The sequence below is a fragment of the Sulfurimonas sp. NW7 genome, from assembly GCF_051132265.1.
GTDB lineage: Bacteria > Campylobacterota > Campylobacteria > Campylobacterales > Sulfurimonadaceae > Sulfurimonas > Sulfurimonas hydrogeniphila.
The window spans coordinates 1,410,402-1,431,081 of the sequence record NZ_CP093235.1; the positions used below are offsets into that span (position 1 = coordinate 1,410,402).

The 20,680-nt window shown below is 37.6% G+C and carries 15 protein-coding genes and 1 tRNA gene; 8 read left to right on the forward strand and 8 right to left on the reverse strand.

Features of this window, described 5'->3' with window-relative positions:
- Positions 1-251 precede the first annotated feature (251 nt).
- On the reverse strand, positions 252-2,330 hold the full coding sequence (locus MLC35_RS07390) for an ATP-dependent helicase (protein WP_434636411.1): 2,079 nt from the start codon (positions 2,328-2,330) through the stop codon (positions 252-254).
- A 108-nt stretch (positions 2,331-2,438) separates the two neighbouring features.
- Between MLC35_RS07390 and MLC35_RS07395 the strand changes: the two genes are divergently transcribed.
- The 4 genes from MLC35_RS07395 to MLC35_RS07410 all read left to right on the forward strand — a co-directional run bounded on the left by MLC35_RS07395 (position 2,439) and on the right by MLC35_RS07410 (position 9,458).
- Positions 2,439-3,260 (forward strand): GGDEF domain-containing protein, encoded by an 822-nt coding sequence (locus tag MLC35_RS07395; RefSeq protein ID WP_434636413.1) that lies wholly within the window; start codon positions 2,439-2,441, stop codon positions 3,258-3,260.
- A 76-nt stretch (positions 3,261-3,336) separates the two neighbouring features.
- Positions 3,337-5,964 carry a valine--tRNA ligase gene (locus MLC35_RS07400; RefSeq protein ID WP_434636415.1) on the forward strand — a complete coding sequence of 876 codons (2,628 nt, stop codon included), beginning with the start codon at positions 3,337-3,339 and terminating at the stop codon, positions 5,962-5,964.
- Between the two features lies 1 nt (position 5,965).
- Positions 5,966-7,504: a SulP family inorganic anion transporter gene (locus tag MLC35_RS07405; RefSeq protein WP_418640454.1), complete on the forward strand. Its 1,539-nt coding sequence runs from the start codon at positions 5,966-5,968 to the stop codon at positions 7,502-7,504.
- A 91-nt stretch (positions 7,505-7,595) separates the two neighbouring features.
- A complete protein-coding gene (locus tag MLC35_RS07410; RefSeq protein WP_434636418.1) occupies positions 7,596-9,458 on the forward strand; it encodes a diguanylate cyclase domain-containing protein in 1,863 nt (620 codons plus the stop codon).
- Positions 9,459-9,461: 3 nt separating this feature from the next.
- On the opposite strand, the gene MLC35_RS07415 is transcribed toward MLC35_RS07410, so the two are convergent.
- Both MLC35_RS07415 and flgH read right to left on the reverse strand, forming a co-directional pair.
- On the reverse strand, positions 9,462-10,907 hold the full coding sequence (locus MLC35_RS07415; RefSeq protein ID WP_434636420.1) for a hypothetical protein: 1,446 nt from the start codon (positions 10,905-10,907) through the stop codon (positions 9,462-9,464).
- Complete coding sequence (flgH, locus tag MLC35_RS07420; protein WP_151900064.1) at positions 10,852-11,574, reverse strand: flagellar basal body L-ring protein FlgH; 723 nt, start codon at positions 11,572-11,574, stop codon at positions 10,852-10,854. The genes MLC35_RS07415 and flgH overlap by 56 nt, the downstream gene beginning before the upstream one ends.
- Before the next feature lie 72 nt (positions 11,575-11,646).
- Here flgH and MLC35_RS07425 point away from each other — a divergent pair, with 72 nt between their 5' ends.
- Positions 11,647-12,090, forward strand: coding sequence for a GatB/YqeY domain-containing protein (locus MLC35_RS07425; RefSeq protein ID WP_346388924.1), 444 nt, complete (start codon positions 11,647-11,649; stop codon positions 12,088-12,090).
- Between the two features lie 3 nt (positions 12,091-12,093).
- Here MLC35_RS07425 and MLC35_RS07430 read toward each other — a convergent pair whose 3' ends face one another.
- Positions 12,094-15,138 (reverse strand): MutS-related protein, encoded by a 3,045-nt coding sequence (locus MLC35_RS07430; RefSeq protein WP_434636422.1) that lies wholly within the window; start codon positions 15,136-15,138, stop codon positions 12,094-12,096.
- Positions 15,139-15,551: 413 nt separating this feature from the next.
- Here MLC35_RS07430 and MLC35_RS07435 point away from each other — a divergent pair, with 413 nt between their 5' ends.
- The 3 genes from MLC35_RS07435 (at position 15,552) to MLC35_RS07445 (ending at position 16,927) form a co-directional block, all read left to right on the forward strand.
- Entirely contained in the window at positions 15,552-15,956 is a 405-nt protein-coding gene (locus MLC35_RS07435) for a hypothetical protein (protein WP_151900061.1), read from the forward strand.
- A gap of 472 nt (positions 15,957-16,428) precedes the next feature.
- Entirely contained in the window at positions 16,429-16,656 is a 228-nt protein-coding gene (locus MLC35_RS07440; RefSeq protein WP_418640461.1) for a hypothetical protein, read from the forward strand.
- Positions 16,643-16,927 (forward strand): type II toxin-antitoxin system RelE family toxin, encoded by a 285-nt coding sequence (locus MLC35_RS07445; protein ID WP_151900059.1) that lies wholly within the window; start codon positions 16,643-16,645, stop codon positions 16,925-16,927. Before MLC35_RS07440 ends, MLC35_RS07445 begins: the two co-directional genes overlap by 14 nt.
- Before the next feature lie 295 nt (positions 16,928-17,222).
- Here the strand turns inward: MLC35_RS07445 and MLC35_RS07450 are convergent.
- The 4 genes from MLC35_RS07450 to MLC35_RS07465 all read right to left on the reverse strand — a co-directional run bounded on the left by MLC35_RS07450 (position 17,223) and on the right by MLC35_RS07465 (position 20,680).
- Positions 17,223-17,312, reverse strand: a tRNA-Ser gene (locus MLC35_RS07450).
- Between the two features lie 43 nt (positions 17,313-17,355).
- Complete coding sequence (gene pyrF / locus MLC35_RS07455; RefSeq protein ID WP_434636425.1) at positions 17,356-18,039, reverse strand: orotidine-5'-phosphate decarboxylase; 684 nt, start codon at positions 18,037-18,039, stop codon at positions 17,356-17,358.
- A 75-nt stretch (positions 18,040-18,114) separates the two neighbouring features.
- Entirely contained in the window at positions 18,115-20,079 is a 1,965-nt protein-coding gene (acs, locus tag MLC35_RS07460) for an acetate--CoA ligase (RefSeq protein WP_434636428.1), read from the reverse strand.
- Complete coding sequence (locus tag MLC35_RS07465) at positions 20,048-20,680, reverse strand: 3'-5' exonuclease (RefSeq protein WP_151901497.1); 633 nt, start codon at positions 20,678-20,680, stop codon at positions 20,048-20,050. Before MLC35_RS07465 ends, acs begins: the two co-directional genes overlap by 32 nt.

Genomic DNA, 20,680 nt, shown 5'->3' on the forward strand with positions numbered 1-20,680 from the left:
AACTGTATATTCCACGGAATCACTACTGTAGTGCCGACTGCTGTTGCTTTCCTCCCACTCTCAGCCCACCCTAAAGGATGGGTTCCGAACAAACTGCATATTGCACGGAATCGGTACTTTAGTGCCGACTGTTGTTACTTTCCTGCCACTCCCAGCCCACCCTAAAGGATGGGTTCCTAACAAACTGCATATTCCACGGAATCGGTACTTTAGTGCCGACTGTTTAGAATTAAAAGTACAGATTCGAAAAACTACTCTTCCTCTTTTTCTTCCTGCATTACCATTTTCCTGTAAGCTTCATCTTTAACAACCATTCCGGCTTCATACAAAAACTGGCTTGGCACAAAGTTCTGTTTTTTAATCTTGTCGTATTTGGCATAACTCAAATAGAGTATATCTTTTGCCCGTGTGACTGCCACATAAAAAAGCCGTCGCTCTTCATCAAGACTCCCGCCCCGCTGCATCAGTTTTCTGTTTGGAAAACGCCCGTCCATCAAATCTATCACATACACTTCTTTGTATTCAAGCCCTTTGCTTGCATGCACACTCAAGAGATTAACTCCCTCTCCCTGCGTCAAGTCGGATGAACCCAAAATCATCGCATTTAAAAAACGTTCATGCTCAGAATAAGGTTTTGAGAGCTCTTCTAAGAGCAGAGTTTTTCTCTGTATTCTGCTCAGTGCTTCCGTTTTTTGTTTCTCATCAACAGAACCGTCTTTGAGTGTCGCTCTTTTAGTTGCAAGTACATCGGATATATACATGTAAAGCGATGAATTTGCAATTTTTTTCACGACTGTTTTTGGCTGTTTAATACCTTTTAAATCGCGAAACAACAGATAAAAATTATGCAAAAAAGTCGCGCTCTCTTTCGTCAGTTTTGGATGTTTGAGTACCGGATTTTTCATAAATTTTGCTTCAAAACCGAGTTTAGCATATTTCCCAACGGCACCGAGTTCCAAAAAATCATCAAAAAGACCGAGCTGATGGTTGAGTTTGCGCTTTTCAAAAGGATTTTTCATCCCCTCATCAGGCGCATAGAGTCCGTAAAAAATACTCCCCTGCCCTAAAGCTTTGAGTGCAATATAGAGCTCTTTTGCCATAGCAGAGCCAATGCCCCGTGCAAATTCAAAGAGATGTATAAAAGCCATCATATCCGACTCGTTCACAAGCAGTGTGTATAAATCAAGTATCGCTTTTATTTCGCGCGAATCAAAAAAACTTGTGCCTCCTTTACGTTTGCAGGGAATATCAAGCTCACGAAGTCCTACCTCTATGCCGTCAGCCGAGGAGTTGTTGCGGAAAATAACGGCTATCTCTTCTTTTGGTGTCTGCGTATCGCGAATCATGGCAGCCATGGCATGATACTGGTCAAACAGCTCATCAAATGCCAAAAGTTTTGGCGCCTGCGCATCATATATACGTGTCACTTCCAGTTTTTTCGGATAAATTCTCTCATTATGCTCAATCACCTTGTTTGCAAGAGAGAGAATAGGCACAGAAGAGCGGTAGTTTTTTGTCAGAGTATGCACAACCGCATCAGGATATTTTGTCGTAAAGGAGCCTATAATCCCGATATCAGCACCGTTAAAAGCATAAATACTCTGATCATAATCCCCCACACAAAAGAGCGAGGGCGGGTTCATCGCATCTATAAGCGTTCCCTGCAGGGCATTGGTGTCTTGGTACTCATCCACCAAAACCTCTTTATATCCCAGTTCGTCATTTTTGCACATCTCTCTGAAGTTCAACAGCAAATCGTTAAAATTTAAAAAACCGTACTCTTTTTTCAGTGCTTCAAATTCATCGACTATATCGGCATATATCAGAGCAAAGAGTTCATGTTCCGGATATTTTTCTATAAGCCAGTCTTCAAAATTATTTTGCAGTTCCGTATTTTGGTAAAAAGAGTACAAATCGTACAGATAATTCCCTCCGTAGGGCTGTACTTCAGCCTCTATATGCATAAAAGAGCGCTTTTCAAAGACAGAGCGAAAGAGTGTTTTGAGTTCTCTCTGCTGTTTGAGCACCACTCGTTTGTCTCTTTTTTTCAGCCATCTGTAACTGACCGCATGAAATGTTCCCGCATCAATTTTTTTGGCAACACCCGCACCGAAATACTCTGCAACACGTGCCACCATCTCTGCTGCCGCCTTGTTTGTAAAAGTCAGCAGAAGAATTTCATTTGGTGCAATGCCATTGTTTAAAAGATGTCCGATTCTGCCGACAATAGTCGAGGTTTTTCCTGTTCCGGCAGAGGCAATGATGAGATTTTTACTGTAAGGAGATGTTGCAGCGGCATACTGTTCTTCATTTAATCGGGACAACGGCATAAACAAACTCCTTGGGCAAAAATTTTAAGAGTGTGATTATACTTATTTATTGTTAAATTTATTTGGGATATGCTAAAATCATTTAAATTAAATGTTTTAAGGCAAGCCATGGAAGAAAATAAAAAAATATTAGAGATTGTTTCGAATGAGGCAAAAAACTCTATCGCACAGATTCCTGTTGTCACACCTACTATTTATGCTTCAGTTTTTTCAGACTTTGCCAAGAAAAACAATCTTGAAATAGAAGATGAGGAAAGCCTTTCAAGAAAAATTATAGAAACTGAATGTTCACGATTTACAACTTTACAAAATGAAACATCCAAAAATGTACAGGCCTTAAGTGAAAATACAAACAGGGCCATTCATGCTATTGAGAACAAAGACGAAAAAATTCTCAATCGGGTGTTGCAAGAGACGCAATATCTTCGTCAAGAAATTGAAAAACTCAAAGAATCTGTTTACAAAGATGAACTGACCCACGCATATAACAGAAAATGGCTTCATGATACTCACCTGGACCCGCTTGGCAATACTTTTGTGCATAATGGAACGCTTGCTATTATAGATCTGAACTATTTTAAACAGGTGAACGATACACATGGCCACATTATCGGTGATAAAGTTTTAATATTTTTGACAAATGAACTGAAAAAATTAAAAATTCCTGTCATACGCTACGGAGGTGATGAGTTTATCATACTCTTTGGCGACAGTGTCTCCGAGGAAAAAGCAAGCTCTTTTTTAAATACAATCAGAGAAAATGTTCTTGGCAAAAAATTAAAAGCACACAACGACACCTTTCGTGTCAGTTTTTCATTTGGTGTAACCAAATTTAAAAAAAATGATCTCCTGCCACAGGTTATAGAAGTAGCTGATAAAAATATGTACAATGATAAGATAGAGATAAAAAAGAGAGTAACCGGCATATAGCAATTTCTAAGCAAATACTCACCTCTTTTTGGATATAATCGCGCAATTTTAATTTAGATAATTTAAGGCGCGCACTATGTCAAACAACAAATACAATCCACAAGAAACCGAAAACAAATATTATAAAATTTGGGAAGAAAGAAAATACTTCGAAACAGACGGAAACAAAGCCATACAAGAAGAAAATAAAAACTTCTCTATTATGATGCCACCGCCAAATGTAACAGGACGACTGCATATCGGGCATGCTCTTACCTTTACACTCCAAGACATCATTACCCGCTACAAACGCATGGACGGCTACAAAACACTTTGGCAGCCGGGAACGGACCATGCAGGAATTGCCACACAAAATGTTGTTGAAAAACAACTCTTAGAACAGGGACTCACGAAAGAAGAGATAGGACGCGAAGCATTTTTGGAAAAAGTCTGGGCATGGAAAGAAGAATCTGCCGGCATAATGACAGAACAGCTTCGTAAAATGGGTGTAAGTCCTGCCTGGGAGAGAGAGCGCTTTACCATGGATGAAGGTCTGCAAAAGTCAGTCAAAGAAGCTTTTGTCCATCTCTACAATGAAGGTTTGATTGTTCGCGGAAACTACATGGTAAACTGGTGCACACATGACGGGGCCCTCTCAGATATCGAAGTAGAACACGAAGAAGAAGATGGTAAGTTTTACCATATGCTTTACCATTTTACAGATGGCAGCGGCAGTGTTGAAGTGGCGACTACACGACCTGAAACCTATTTTGGAGATACTGCCGTCATGGTACATCCTGATGATGAAAGATACAAAGACATCATAGGAAAAGAAGTTGTTTTACCCCTTCTTGATAGAAAGATTAAAATTATTGCAGACGCTTATGTCGATATGGAGTTTGGAACAGGTGTCGTAAAAGTCACGCCTGCACATGACCAGAATGACTACGAAGTCGGAAAACGCCATGATTTGGAATTTATTACGGTTTTTGATGAAAAAGGTATTTTAAATGACTATGCCGGAGAATTCAAAGGCATGGAACGCCTTGAAGCACGAGAGCCTATTGTAAAAAGACTCCAGGAAGAGGGTTATATCGTTAAGATAGAAGACCATAAACATCAGGTCGGACACTGTTACCGATGTAAAAATGTAGTAGAGCCGTATATTTCAAAACAATGGTTCGTACGTAAAGAAGTAGCCGACAAATCCATAGAAAAAACAAATGCAGGTGAAGCAAAATTTTTCCCGCCGCACTGGATAAACTCTTATAATTCATGGATGGGTGAACTCCGTGACTGGTGTATAAGCCGTCAACTCTGGTGGGGACACCAGATTCCTGTTTTTTACTGCGGGGATTGTGACCATGAATGGGCAACAGAAAATGAACACCCGACTGAGTGTCCAAAATGTGCTTCAAAAAACATCTCTCAAGACCCTGATGTACTCGATACATGGTTTTCTTCTGCTTTGTGGCCATTCTCTACACTTGGCTGGGGTCAAGGTGATACCGAGATGGACAAGCTTTTTCAATCACAGGATATGAAAGATTTTTATCCAAACTCTTTGCTTATTACCGGTTTTGACATTCTTTTCTTCTGGGTTGCAAGAATGATGATGATGGGCGAACATTTTATAGGAGAACTGCCGTTTAACCACATCTATCTGCATGCTCTTGTGCGTGATGAACACGGTCAGAAAATGAGCAAATCAAAAGGCAATGTCATTGATCCTCTTGATATGGTCAATAAATACTCTGCTGATATATTACGCTTTACTCTTGCCATTTCTGCTGCTCAGGGACGTGATATACGAATGAGTGTTGACAAACTCGAACAAAACCGTAACTTTACAAACAAACTCTATAATGCAAGCAAATACCTGCAGATGAATGGTGATACTTTTCCTGATATGGAGAGTTTTTGTGTTGAGACCGATCTTGGTCGTTACATGATGAGCCGTTTGAATTTTGCCACAAAAGAGGTTCGTACCTATCTTGATGAGTACAAGTTTAACGATGCGGCCCTGACAATGTACCGTTTCTTATGGAATGAATTTTGTGACTGGGGTATTGAGTTGAGTAAAGCAGACAAAGCATCCATCATAGAACTTGGTGCGATTTTCAAAGAAGCCATGAAACTCCTGCATCCGTTTATGCCGTTTATCACAGAACATCTCTACCATGAACTCAGTGGCACTTCCTTAGAAAATGCTGATTCTATTATGATTAAGAAATTTCCTCACAAAACAAAGCAGCGCAAAGAAGAAAAAACATTTGCCATTATTATGGATGCCATCGTCTCCATTCGCCGTGCAAAAGTTTTGGTTGATCTGGCAAATCAGAAAATCCAAAAAGCCTATGTGAAAATTGACGGTCTGAGCGAAAAAGAAAAGGCAATGATGTTGCCTTTTATCGCAAAACTTGCAAAAGTGGAAGATGTAGAATTTACCGATACAAAAATAGAAAATGCGGTCAGTGACATCGCAGACAGCTGCGAAACTTTCATTCCGACAGATTCTATTGATTTGACGCCGATTATCAACAAACTGACAAAACAGGATGAAAAACTCCAAAAAGAGATAGGCAAACTGAGCGGGATGCTGAACAATGAACGCTTTGTTGCGAATGCTCCGGCAGATGTTTTGGCAAAGAATCGTGAAGCACTCAAAGAAGCAGAAGCCAAACGTGAAAAAGTTTTAGCACAATTAGATTCACTAAAGGCATAATTTGTTTGATATAAGAAAATACACCTCTCCAAATATAAAAAACGATATTTTATCAGGTCTTGTTGTTGCAGTGGCACTGGTACCTGAAGCTATTGCTTTTAGCTTTATAGCAGGTGTCAGTCCTATTGTAGGATTGTATACTGCTTTTATCTTAGGTGTTATTACTGCACTTATCGGCGGAAAACCGGGAATGATCAGTGGAGCTACCGGCAGCGTCGCTGTTGTTATAGTCGGGCTTGTTATAGAAGCAAACCTAAAACTCACAGCACAGGGGTTTAGCGGAGATGAGCTCTACTTCCATATGCTCCACTATGTTTTGCTGGCAACCATCATAGCAGGACTTATTCAGGTTGCTGTAGGAGTGCTGAAATTTGGAAAATTTATCCGTCTTGTTCCCCAACCTGCCTTGTATGGTTTTGTAAACGGTCTGGCAATCGTTATTGCCATGGCACAGTTTAAATTCTTTGAGGGACAGGGTTTAAATATGTATGTTATCGTAGCCATTACCATGTTTATAATGTACTTCTTGCCAAAATATACAAAGGCTGTTCCCTCAGGACTTGTTGCCATCGTCCTTTTAACACTTGTGGTGTATTTTACTCATTTAGACACACTCACCGTCGGAGCATTGGCCGATTTGTCAGAGTTTAAAGGGAAACTGCCGCATCTCATTATTCCCGATACGCTTTTTAGTATGGATGCCATTGTCATGGTTCTTCCTTATGCTGTTATTATGGCTCTTGTCGGTCTCATAGAATCACTCTTGACACTTGCAGTTTTAGATGAAATGAGTGGGACAAGAGGCAGTGGAAACCAGGAGTGTATCGCTTTGGGAACCGGAAATATCGCCTGTGGATTTTTTGGAGGCATGGCGGGATGTGCAATGATCGGGCAGAGTATCATCAACTATACATCAGGCGGTCTCGGACGGCTTTCCTCATTTACGGCAGCCGTCGGACTTTTGATCTTGGTCATCTCTTTAACAGATGTTTTAAATGCCATTCCAGTCGGTGTTCTTGTGGGTATTATGTTTATGGTGAGTATAGGAACATTTGAGTGGTCGAGCTTCTCACATCTCAAACATATGCCTCGTGCCGATGTTTTTGTAATGGTCGTTGTGACAATTATAACAGTTGTAGAAGATTTGGCTGTTGCAGTCATAGCCGGTGTTATCATCTCTGCACTTGTATTTGCATGGAAGCATGCGCGCATCTGGGCAAAAACACATACAGAAGCAGACGGAACAAAAGTATATGAACTTGAAGGTCCGCTCTTTTTTGCAAGTGCTACAACTTTTTCAGATAATTTTGACATTCAAAATGATCCGCCAAAAGTTGTCATTGATTTTAAAAATGCGAGAGTATTGGATTTTTCCGGTGTCGAAGCCATAGATTCTCTCGTAAAAAAATATGAAGATGCCGGCAAAAATCTTCTTTTGCGCCACTTAAGTGATGACTGTAAAAAAATCATGAAAAAAGCCGGACCGCATTGCAGTTATGAAGAAGATGATCCGACATACAAGGTTGCTATTAATTATTAAATTGTGTTTCAATGTGAAACATGATTTTAACTTTTAACATTTTCAATACATGTAATGATATCTTTTAATCTATATCAGCATATCATTAAATATGAATTTAAAATCTTTGCAGATAAAAATTATCCTTATTTTTTCTCTTCCTGCCATTGCATTACTTTACTTTTCCTATTCTTTGGTAAATGAAAACTATATCAAGTATAAGAACAGTACTTCCTATGCATTCTCTGCAAAACAAACAAAAATTCTCAGTAAACTCATTCATAATTTACAACTTGAAAGAGGATTGAGTGCAGGGTACCTTGTTTCAAAAGATGAAATAATCCGAAAAAATCTGGAAAAACAGTATAAGCATACAGACAGTGCCTATCAGGATCTGATTCATTTTTCAAATGCATATCAGTATCTTAAAAAGCAGTTTCATTCTATTGCGGCAGTGAGAAGAAAAGTTCTTAAAACACAAATCAGCTTTTGGGATGAAATGCAATATTATAATACCCTCAATAAAGAGCTGCTTCAGGCTATTACTACACTGATGCATAATTTGGAATCAAAATCATATAACGGCAAAGCCCTTATTGAACTTCAAAAACTTAAAGAGTATGTGGGACAGGAAAGAGCATATGTTTATAACCAGATACTCGCTCCCAAAAAAAATGAAAAGTATATACATTATATTCATCTCCTGCAGGAAAAAGAGAAAAAGCTCCAGACTATTTTTTACATATGTGCTTCAAAAAACACACAAAATATTTTCAAACAACTCATACAAAAAGAGACTGTACAAAAAACAGCTGCCTTAAGAACAATGTTTTTTCAGGATAAACTCTCATCCAAAGAAGATGCAAAAATATGGTTTCAGACTGCTTCACAATACATTACACAACTTTACAATGTGTCAAGCCACATTCTCAATACCATTGTAACAGATGCCCTGCAGACACAACAAGATATAAAACAGGTTTTTACATATACAATTATCTTCTGGATTCTCTCTTTTATCTCTTTTTTTCTCCTCCTCTATTATATTAACGCTCTAATCAGAAAAGAGGACAAACTTCTTGCAAAAATACGTATAGCTTCCCATACATTCGACTCACACGAGGCTATAGTCATTACTGACAAAAACGGTGTTGTACTTGAAGTCAATAAATCTTTTACCAGAATTACAGGATATAAAGCAAATGAGATTATAGGACAAACCACAAAGCTGCTAAAATCAGGCAAACACAGTAAAGAATTTTATGCCAACATGTGGCATCAACTCCTTTCATCCGGACAATGGAAAGGTGATATTTACAACAAACGTAAAAACGGTGAAATTTATCCTGAAAGACTCTCCATTACTGCTATTAAAGATAAAAACGGTGAAATAATAAACTTTATAGCACAGTTTTATGATATTTCAGACTTAAGAAATGCACAGGAAGAGGCTCAATATCAGGCAAATCATGATTTTCTCACAGGACTCATGAATAGAAAAGCTTTATTGCAAAGACTCCATGAAGAGAATGCAAAGGCAATCAGACATAGCTTTATTCATGCTTTTTTATTTATAGACTTGGATAATTTCAAACAGGTCAATGACACCTATGGCCACCATGTCGGAGACGAACTTCTCATTCAAGTCTCACACAGAATGAGAAGCATCTTAAGAGAAGAAGATATTCTTGCAAGAATCAGCGGTGACGAGTTTGCAATCATTTTAGTAAATATAGCAGAGACAAAAGAGGCCGCCAAAGAGTATGCACAAAAAAAATGCCACTCTATCATAGAAGCCCTCTCTCGGACATTTGTCATTGAAGGAAATGAAATTCACATTGGTGCAAGTATAGGCATTAAAATCTTTCCCGATGAAAAACACAACATAGAAAATATTATGAATGATGCCGACAAAGCCATGTATGTTGCCAAAAAAAACGGAAAAAACAACTGTTCGATTTACAGTGAGATTTGAATCCTATTTTATATAAACAAAGCTTTCGGGTATGACAGATCTGTACTTGGGGATACTTTGTCCCAAAGAAGCATTTATATATGTCGGATCCGCTACAACATACCTTTGTCCTGATACCTGTACACTCTCCCCTGCCATCGGTACATGTAAAGCAGTACTCATGTGATCTTTATACTGAACACCCACAATACCAATACCAAATAAATCTTTCACCAAACGGGCATACAATACAGCTCTGTCCTCGCAATCTGATTTTTCATAATAAAGTGTTTCCTCTGCAAACATAACTTTTTCTCTGCCAAACTGTTCCTGATCACGCTCATATATAAAAGCTTTTTGTACAAAATGCAGTACAAAATCCAAAGCTTCACTTGCTTTTTTGTTCTCAGTATATTTCTTGATATCACTTGCTATGTCTTTATATGTCTCATACTCCAAAGGTGTATTGAAAAAAACTTTATATTCCACCTGAGGATATGTTTTCATAAAATCTATGAGATTTTGGTTATACCGATAAGAAAAAGTGTAAACTTTTCCATGTTCTTTAAAAGAAACAGTTTTTGTTTGGATTTTTTTTGCAAGTACAGGAAGTGTTTTTAACGTAAAATCAAGTGCTTTTGTTGCATCAGGATAATCATTTTTATACGTATAGACTTTTGCAATATTTTCTTTGTTATATTTAGAAATGACATAAAATTTTCTATTATCCAGTGTATAGTTTGGTGTAGAGTAGATCTTGCCTTTGACACTGTGAAGCAAGACTATATGTTTGTCTGCACCCAAAGCTACACGGACCCTGTAGCCAAGCTTATTCAACAAAAACCAGCTCAATAATTTTTCATTATCCGGTGTAGAAAAAAGAGTATAGGAGAGTCTGTTTATTAAAAGATAAACTCCCCAGTCATTAAGATGCATCTCTTTACATGTACTCTCAATCCCGTACAAAAGGCTGTCGTAATCACTTGTCGCCACAACACTGAAAAAATTCTCAATCCCCTTTTGTGTTCTGGGGTAAAAGTTAGCATTTTTTATTTTTTTATCAACATCAAATCCCAAAGATGTTCCAAAAAACTCAAAAACTGTATTGTCAGCTTTTATTTTTTTTTCCTGAGGAGCGGATTTTTTCTCAGCAAAAGGTTTTATCTTTATCACTAAATTCGGACCGACACTTCGAACTTTTTTTTGATGCAATGCCGGCACAGTCTTTGGTTTTTTCTTTTTATATAAGGGTGTTGAGATATACGCACTGTATTCTTCCCACTGCTGCTGAAGATATTTGTTGAATTCGCTGTCTTTTTTATCTTTAAAGCTGTTAAAAGATCCCGTCTGCACCTTTTTAAACTCCGCAAAACTCCCTGCATATACAGAAGTTAAAAAAAGTGCTGTAACAAAACTAAAACGGCCAAATTGATTGAACAATTTTCGTCCCCCATCCCTGTTTTGTGGCACGATCCATATCTCCTTCCGTTTTATATAATATTTTTGCATCACTGATTTGTGTAGAGTTGATTCTGTTGTATTGATCAATATCATATGGACGGATCACACCGCTTAACTGAATTATCTGTTTCTGGTCATCTATCAGAATCTCTCTTTTTCCGGAAATATAATAATTCCCGTTTTTTAAAATTTTTACAATTCTTGCCGAAATAGTTGTTGTAAAGCTTGCATCCTTTGTTGCACTTCCGGATCCCTTATAGCTACTGTTTGATGTAGAGTTAAAACCTACATTTGTAAATCCGTTCAAGTCTGCTACTTTGGAGTTTACAGCAGAATTGAGACCTGTACTTGAAAACAACCCCCCTCCAAGAGCACTTGTATCAGCCTCTTGCAGCTGCTTTGTACCGGTATTTGAACTTTGTGCGGTTTCTGAAATAACTACAGTTACAATATCACTGACATGCATAGCCTTGTGATCAGAAAAAAGAGGATTTTCTCCCTGTCCGAATATACTGCCAGTCGAGGCAAAATCCTGCTGTTCCTCTTTGGCAGGCATCTGTTCAACATAAGCAGGCGGTTCAAAATTTATCTCGGGATCAGTTAAGTTTGCTGTACATCCGTTAAACAACACCACAACACAGAGAAATACAAAAGCAGTCAATTTTATTTTTTTCATAAAGAAAGTCCCTTAATTTTGTTATAATACTAGCAATTACAGTTCCATAAACAATAAACAAGGATTTTAGCAATGTCATTACGAGAAACAATCAACCAAGATGTAAAAAATGCCATGAAAGCAAAAGATACAAAAAAAAGAGATGCGCTTCGCCTCCTTACCAGTGCTTTTAAACAGATAGAGGTAGATGAACGAAAAGAGCTTAGTGATGAAGATGTCATAAAAATTATTCAGACACAGGTCAAACGCAGAAATGACGCGGCAAGCCAGTACAAAGAAGCAGGCCGTGAAGATTTAATGCAAATAGAACTTGATGAAATAGCATACTATGAAGTTTATCTGCCAAAACAGCTCAGTGATGAAGAACTGCAAAATGAAATCAAAACCATCATTGAAAAAACAGGTGCTTCGAGCATGAAAGAGATGGGAAAAGTTATGGGCATGGCAAGTAAAGAGCTAGCCGGTCGTGCCGATGGAAAACGCATCAGTGATGCAGTCAAAAAAGCCTTGGCTTAAATCTTACCAGTCATCCAGGACGAAGCCCTTTGGCTCGTCATTTTCTACCTCTTTTACTTCAATATTTGTATTTATTTCAGGTGCAACAACTTTTTTTACTTCTGTTTTTTTCATCTGCTCTTCAAACTGCAACTCAAGCCCTTTGCTTGTCATTATAAAGCCGTTTACATGTAACTTGCCGTCATGTATTTGTTTGTGATGTTCCTTGCACAAAGGCACAAGATTGTGTTTGTTGTCTTTGTGAAAATGCCCTATAAAACCTGCATCATCAGCCAGTGATTTTTGCGATATATGATGCACATCTTCTGCCACCGCACCGCAGATAACACATTTAGTCACATAAAGCTCTTTGTTGTACTTGGATTTTTTCTTCTTCACAAGCAGTTCAAGCTCGTCATAATCATTGGCAAGACGTTTTCTGATGGCATTGGCATTTTCCAAAAATTCATTGTCCATATGGAGCGATTTGGCAAATTCCAGTCCGTATATACTGCTGCCGCTTCCGGCTTGAAGCACACGATTGAAAATTAATTTGTCATTTGATTCATCATACTCCACACTCAGGTGCAAATCGACAACATTGTCAAGCGAAGTAATTTCATCCATCGTCGAGAGCTGATGCAGGTGTGTTGCAAACAAAAACAGACATCGAGTATGCGAGAGCTTTTGTATAGCTGCAGCGACAATGGCAACGCCCGAGAGTGTTTCTGTCCCGTGGCTTATTTCATCGCCCAAAACAAGCGATTTCACGGTTGAACGGTTGAAAATATTTTTAAGTTCAAGCATTTCCACTGCAAAGGTAGAGAGTCCCTTTGCCAGATTATCCTTAGAAACTATGCGTGTAAACAGCGAATCAAATATACTGAATTTCATCACCGCAGCACTTACAAAAAAACCTGACTGCGCCATTAACACCGCAATGCCGATACTCTTCATCAAAGAGGATTTTCCGCTGGAGTTTATACCGTATAAAAGGACTCCGTTAATGTCATGCCCGTCATGCACAGCCACATCAAGCATCACCGTTTTTGGATGAGGCAGATCCATATAGTCACGATTTCCCATCACGATATCATTGGGAACATAGAGCCCTCCCCGCTCCTGTACTTCTATCAAAGGATGGCGCAGTTGCATAATCTGCATAAAATTTTCATCCTCTTTAGCTTCAACTATCATCGGTCTTGAATGTTTGTACTCCTGAGCCACTTTTGAAGAGCTCACTCCCACGTCCAGATCAGCCACATAACTGATAACTCTGTCAAAAAGAAGTGAATAGCGTCGCTCAAACAGTGCCTGAAGTTGGATATATCTCTCTTTTACCAAAACAACAATTTTTCGGCGGTTTTTCATGATATTGTCAGAGAGTTTGTCAGTAAAAGCAGAGGTGATTTTGACATTGTTTGTCAGTTTTTTTACACTGAAATCTGCAAAATCTTCCCGCTTTTTGAATTCACTCTCAATCAAAGAGAATCTGTTTTTGCTCAAAGAGATGTAATAGCCCTCTTTTTCCAAAAGTCCCAAAGTCACCATTTTTGTCGAACTTCCTGCATTGACACTTGTCAGAAGTGCTTCGATTTTCAAAATTATATCTTCAAAAGCAAGCATCATTACACTGTTTTCTTTGACCAAAGTATCTATTGCCTCATCCACACCGCTCATCAAAAAGTTTTCATCTACCGTGGCATTGGTAAAACGCCGTGATATATCCAAATCGATTGTTTTAGTTATATCACGTAAGAACTCTTCCACTTCACTCTCATGAAAAGGCGTTTTTTGAATCTTATGTTTTTTGACATAGAGCATCAACTCTTTGACACTTACCATAGAGTCATACATATGATTCATCTCAAAAGGATGCAGTCTGCCAAGACTTAAACGGCGAGACAGCCTCTCAAGGTCATAAACACCCCGCATCATTTCATCCAAATACCTTACATGTGAAGCAACCCGTTCTATAAGGTTATAGCGACGTTCAAGTTCGTCTTCTTCCATTATCGGATTTAAAAGGCGCTCTTTTAAGAGTCTTTTTCCTATAGCCGTTGCACTCTTGTCAAGCATTTTTAAAAGTGTAAACTCTTTTTTGTCTTTGGAAATTATCCCCATCTGCTCCAGTGCATTGTTGCCCAGATACATAAAACGGCGATTGTCTATAAGACGGGGCATCGCCATCTTCTGCACTATATGATAATCATGTTCTATCACAAAATTGATGAGAATTGCCAAGGCTTCGGTAATCATAGGGGAACGTTCCAAATCCAGATGCTCTATAGGAGAGAGCAGTGAACGAATCTGATATACCTCTTTAAAAAGTTCATTTTGAAACTCTATTTTTGCCCGTTTGTTATTCACAGAATAGTGATAATGTTCGGGAATTTCCAAATACTGCATCACATGACGCTGGTCATCAATTCCGTCTAAAAAAGTCACAACAATTTCACTCGTTCTGTAAACATTTAAAAGATTAAAAATCTCATCAAGTGCATAAGCGGGATCTTCACTTGTCCCGTGTGTCTCATACAGCCATGTTTTCCCCGTGGTTACGTCAATGGCAGCATACCCGACCGTATAAATATCACGAAACTTGTCAATCAAAACAGAAACAATGTAATTGTCATCATTGTCAATAATATGTTCAAAATTGGTACCGGGTGAGACAATTTGAGAAATATAACGACTGATCTTAGGAGGATTTCCCTTTTGCTTGACGACTATAACCGTATACTTCTGCTCCTGAATCAAACGGTTCAAGTAACGTTCAAACGAAACGGCAGGCACACCCGCAAGCAGAGGGTTTTTCTCAGAATTGTCTATAATTTTTTTATTTTTTTTCGTAAGCTGTATATTTAAAAGTTCCGCTATCTCTTTGGCTTTTCCAATCTGTTCTTCATCATTATTGACTTCATACACTTCAAAAAAAGTACCGATTTCCATAAAAACAACTGTATCATTCCCATACTTCTGTTCAAAAAACCGTTGTAAATCAAAATATATCTGCGTTAAAAGTTTCTCTTTATTGTTTAATATTTTACTGACATCTGATGACTGCATGGAACTCTTTTTTACTAAGCTTTATTTAGAATATGATTATATCATAAGAAGGATTTAAAAAGCGGTGAAGAGGTGTCAAGCGCAATCCAAAAATGTACCAAAGTACAATATATCACGACAGAATTAAAAAAACAGGCAGTTTACGCTTATACTGCTTATTTTAACTCCGCCGTTGACATCACACTTACAATTTGTGAGACCGTTCAAAATTCCATAAGTTCAAATCATAAATTTGACAGAAGTATTGAAATATATGTCTAACGGGATAGGACAAGAAAAAAACTGATTTTTAAAAAGGTGCTTGAAAGCTCGTATTTTTAGGGTTTGTGGCGGACGAGGAGAAACTCGAAAAAAACCTATCCTGTATTTTATTTAATATGCTATAATTTAGTAAAAACATCGGAGTTTTTATTATGACTATTCGTATAAATACAGATTTTATCGATTATGTTGACTATATTGATATAGCTCAAGAAGCATTAAAAACTGCCCCTAAAAAATTGTTTGAAAAAATGATACGTTTGATTATTAATAGTATTCATACTCAAGAAATAGAATTAGAACGATTTTCATTGCAACTGGATGATATGCACACTTTTCCTGTTGATAATATAGAAGAATTTTATGATACTTTATTAAATGCTATTGATGACATAAAACTTTTCAAAAAGAAATTAGAGCAAATAAAAGATAAAGATATTCTTTTTGAAGAACTTTATATCCAAGTAGATAAACTTTATACTTCTTTGATTATTTTTTTAGACAGGATAGGTCAATTAGAAGTTCGTATTCTTCAAGAAAATAAAAAATCTGCTTAATATTATGGAGATTATCAAACTTCGCAATATCTTCGTACTGAAAAACAACTAATTAAAAAATATGTTCTTTCTCAAATCCAAATAAATGATACTTTAGAACTTTTTGAACAAGATCCAAATCATTCATCTTTGCACTATAAAAAAATGAATTGCAAGAAAGATAAAGATAGATATTCTATCCGAATTCCAAATACTCAATATCGTATTTTAATGAATTGTACTATTGATGTTATATATTTAGTTTGTGTATGTAGTCATGATGAGTATGATAGAAGAAATCGAGGGTGTTAGTAGCGAAATATATGTCTAACGGGGTAGGACAAGAAAAAAACTGATTTTTAAAAAGGTGCTTGAAAGCTCGTATTTTAGTGGTTTGTGGTGGACTAGGAAAGATTCGAAAAAATCCTATGCTGTTTATTTGACTTTATACACATAAAAGGTGTATAATTATACACATAAAGGAAGTGACATTATGAATACTACAAGATTAAATATTACATTACCTACATCACTTGATAATGATATTAATCGTTATGCAAAAGAGCTTAATACAAAAAAGAGCCATCTTATAGCTTCTGCCCTTGATATGTATTTTGATTATATAGATTTAAAAGAAGCAGAGAGAAGACTTGAACTTAATGAGCCTACAATTTCATTTGATGATATGTTTCAAGAGTTAGGTCTTGATGTATCAAATTGAATTTACATTTACCGCAAAAAAAGATTTTAAAAAAGTAAATAAACCTGATTTAAAATTTATTCGTGATAGTTTAAAAGATTTTTCGGAATTATTTTCTAAAGAATATGAAATTGCATTAATGCAAAAAGGTAAGATTAAAAAGCTTCAAGGGCAAAAAGAAGATTTATATCGTTTAAAACTTCGTTCTTATAGAGTTATTTATAAAAAGTATGATGATAAACTTATAATTTTAGTGATACATGTAACTACTCGTGAAAGTGCTTATAAATAGGCGTTTATTTGCAAAATATAATAAAGTGTGAGAATGTTCACTTAAGTACGATAATAACAAATAGTGGCCTGATTTTGATAAAAAAATATTCTGACAAATCCCTATATTGTTGACTTGCAAAAGATTTAAAAAAAGCTATAACTTGGCCACAATTACAATTTGTGAGACCGTTCAAAATTCCCTAAGTTCAAATCATAAATTTGACAGAAGTATTGAGATATATGTCTAACGGGGTAGGACAAGAAAAAAACTGATTTTTAAAAAGGTACTTGAAAGCTCGTATTTTAGGGGTTTGTGGTGGACGAGGAGAGATTCGAACTCTCGGTACCGTTGCCAGTACGCATCCTTAGCAGGGATGTGGTTTCAGCCACTCACCCACTCGTCCTTTTGAAGAGTGAGATTATAGTCATTATTTCATAATAATTAGCTTAAATCTGTGCTAATATTTTTTTAACGACCTCAGCAGGGTTCTCTGCCTGATAAATCGGACGTCCGACGACTATAAAATTAACAAGTGCTTCTTTGGCATAGGCAACATCGGCGACTCTTTTTTGATCCCCTGCATCTTCACCAAAAGGACGAATACCAGGAGTGAGTGTCATAAACTCTTTACATGTAAACTCTTTAATAGCCTTGCTCTCATACGCCGAACAGACAACACCGTCAAGTCCGCTTTCCATTGCATCTTTTGCAAACTGATTTGCTTTTGTTGCTATGTCCGCTTCATATATTGCCTGAAATTCCTCTTCACTAAACGATGTCAAAGCTGTTACAGCCAAGACCAATGGACGATTTTCATACTTTTCCAGTCTTTGCATCACGGTATTCATGGCACGTTTTCCTGCACTTGCATGAACATTAAACATATCAACACCAAGTCCCATAATAGACTCGGCGGCATCTGCCATGGTATTTGGAATATCATAAAGTTTTAGATCTAAAAATATTTTAAAATCGGGGTTGATTTGCTTAATAGCCTGCAAAAATGCTTCGCCGTCGCGAATATAGGTACGCAGTCCGACTTTGAGCCAGACATCATAGTTTTTTATTTTTTCAATTAAAGTGAGATTTTCTTCTTTCGTAGGTAAATCAAGGGCAACACATAATTCCATACTAACTCTTTTTTGTGGAATTATAGCATGAAAAACTAAAGCCCAGACTGAAGTCTGGGTTCCAGAAAAGTCCTATTATTTGGACTTCACCATTGCTTCAATTTTGGCAACTATGCTTGGATCTTCCAGAGTTGAAATATCCTGAGTAATTGCCTCGCCTTTAGCGATAGAGCGTAAAATACGACGCATAATCTTTCCGCTTCTTGTTTTTGGAAGTCCCGGTGCAAAAACCATATCATCACAGATAGCGATGTTTCCTATCTCTTTTTTGATGATGTTATTAATAATTTTTGCTTCTTCAACCTCATCAGCCACGCCTTTGTCATCTTTTAAAACGATGTAGGCAAAAATACCCTCGCCTTTGAGTTCATGCGGTTTTCCGACAACGGCAACCTCGGCAACATTTTGATGTTTTTTGATGGCTGCTTCAATTTCAGCAGTTCCCATTCTGTGACCGCTGACATTAATAACATCATCAGTACGTCCCGTAATCGTGATATAACCGTCTTCATCATACACAGCACCGTCACCTGTAAAATAGACAGGTTTACCGTCCTTTTTCACATCACCAAAATAGGATTTTATAAATCTCTCTTCATCTCCCCAGACACCGCGAATCATCGAAGGCCAAGGACGTGTGACACACATATAACCTCCCTCTCCGACTTCAACTTTCTCACCGGTTGCCGGGTCCAGAATCTCTGCCATGATTCCAGGAAGAGGAAATGTTGCGCATCCCGGTTTAATAGGGGTTGCCCCAGGAAGCGGAGAGACTATATGCCCGCCTGTTTCTGTCTGCCAGTAAGTATCAACGATAGCACATTTGCTTCCGCCAACCTCTTCATAATACCATTTCCACGCAGGAGGATCAATAGGCTCTCCAACAGTTCCAAGTACTTTTAAACTACTCAAATTATACTTAGCCGGTTCATCTTCACCCATTTTATGCAATACACGAATCGCAGTAGGCGCAGTATAGAACTGGTTGATTTTATACTCTTCTACCATTTTCCAAGGACGACCCGCATCAGGATAGGTCGGAACACCTTCAAACATTACCGTTGTCGCACCCATTGCAAGCGGACCGTAAACTATATAGGTATGCCCGGTAATCCAGCCGATATCTGCTGTACACCAGTAGGTATCATTTTCTTTGACATCAAACACCCATTCCATTGTCATCTGCGCCCACAGTATATATCCCGCAGAATTATGCTGCACACCTTTTGGTTTTCCTGTTGAGCCTGATGTATAGAGCAGAAAGAGCGGGTCTTCACTATCCATAACTTCCGCTTTACATGTAACGTCCTGCATTTTGATCAATTCATTATAAGAGTAGTCACGCCCTTCAACCCATCGTATATCTTCATTGTTTCTCTCAACCACGAGCACTTTTTTTACCGGCCCACCTTCTGCCAAAGCCGCATCCACCACCGGTTTTAACATATATGGCTTGTCTTTTCTGTAAGCTCCGTCAGCAGTGATCACAACTTTTGCATCCGCATCTTCAATTCTGTCTTTGAGTGCTTCTGCAGAAAATCCGCCAAATACTATAGAGTGAATGGCGCCGATTCTGGCACAGGCAAGCATCGCATAGGCAGCTTCGGGAATCATCGGCATATAGATGACAACTCTGTCCCCTTTTTTGACACCAAATTCATTTTTCAACAGATTGGCAAAACGGTTTACATTGTAGTAAAGTTCCAAATAGGTAATAATCTGTTTATCGCCGCGATCTCCTTCAAAAATAATCGCCGCTTTATTCTTGCGTTTGTCTAAATGACGGTCAATACATTGTTCTGAAACATTTAACTTTCCGCCTTCAAACCATTTGACAAAAGGGTAATTCGATTCATCCATCACTTTTGTAAACGGCTCTTTCCAGCTCAGCTTTTCTTTGGCAAATCTGCCCCAAAATCCTTCATAATCTTCAATTGCTTCATCCTGCAAATCATGATATTCACACATGTTTTTGATTCTGGCAGTTTTTGCAAACTCTTTGTTTGGTTTAAAAATCGGTTTTTTTTCTATTTCTGACATTTATTTTCTCCTGTGTTAGTTTTAAGTAAATCATTGCTGTCATAATGGCATCATTTACAGCATTATGCACACCCATTTGAGGGATATTACAGTTTTTCAAGATTGTATCAAAACGCAAATCAATATTAGCTTGCGGTATCATTGCAATTGTTTTATCAAAATATATTTCAGAAACTTCAACCATTTTGTTTGGCAGAGTGATTCCAAGCACGGGCTTTATATATTTGTTAATCATCGCAACATCAAACTCAAGATAGTACCCCACCAAAGTGGCACCTTTGATATAATTCAAAAACTCTTTAATTCCTTCCAGCGGTTCTTTTGCATTCTCCAGGTCACATGGACGGATTCCGTGTATTGTTATACTTTTTGCATCAATTGCTCCAAAGTTTTTCAAATAAACTTCAAAAGTTTGTGATGTCAGTATTTTATTATTTTTAATCTTAACTGCACCTATAGAAAGTATTTCATCTTCTTTTGGATTGAGGCCCGTGGTTTCTGTATCGAAAACCACAATTTCATCACTTTGTTCAAAAAGAGAAGAAAAAGATTTATCTTTGAGTTTTGACAGATTTCTCTTTTTTTTCATCTGTTCAAACAT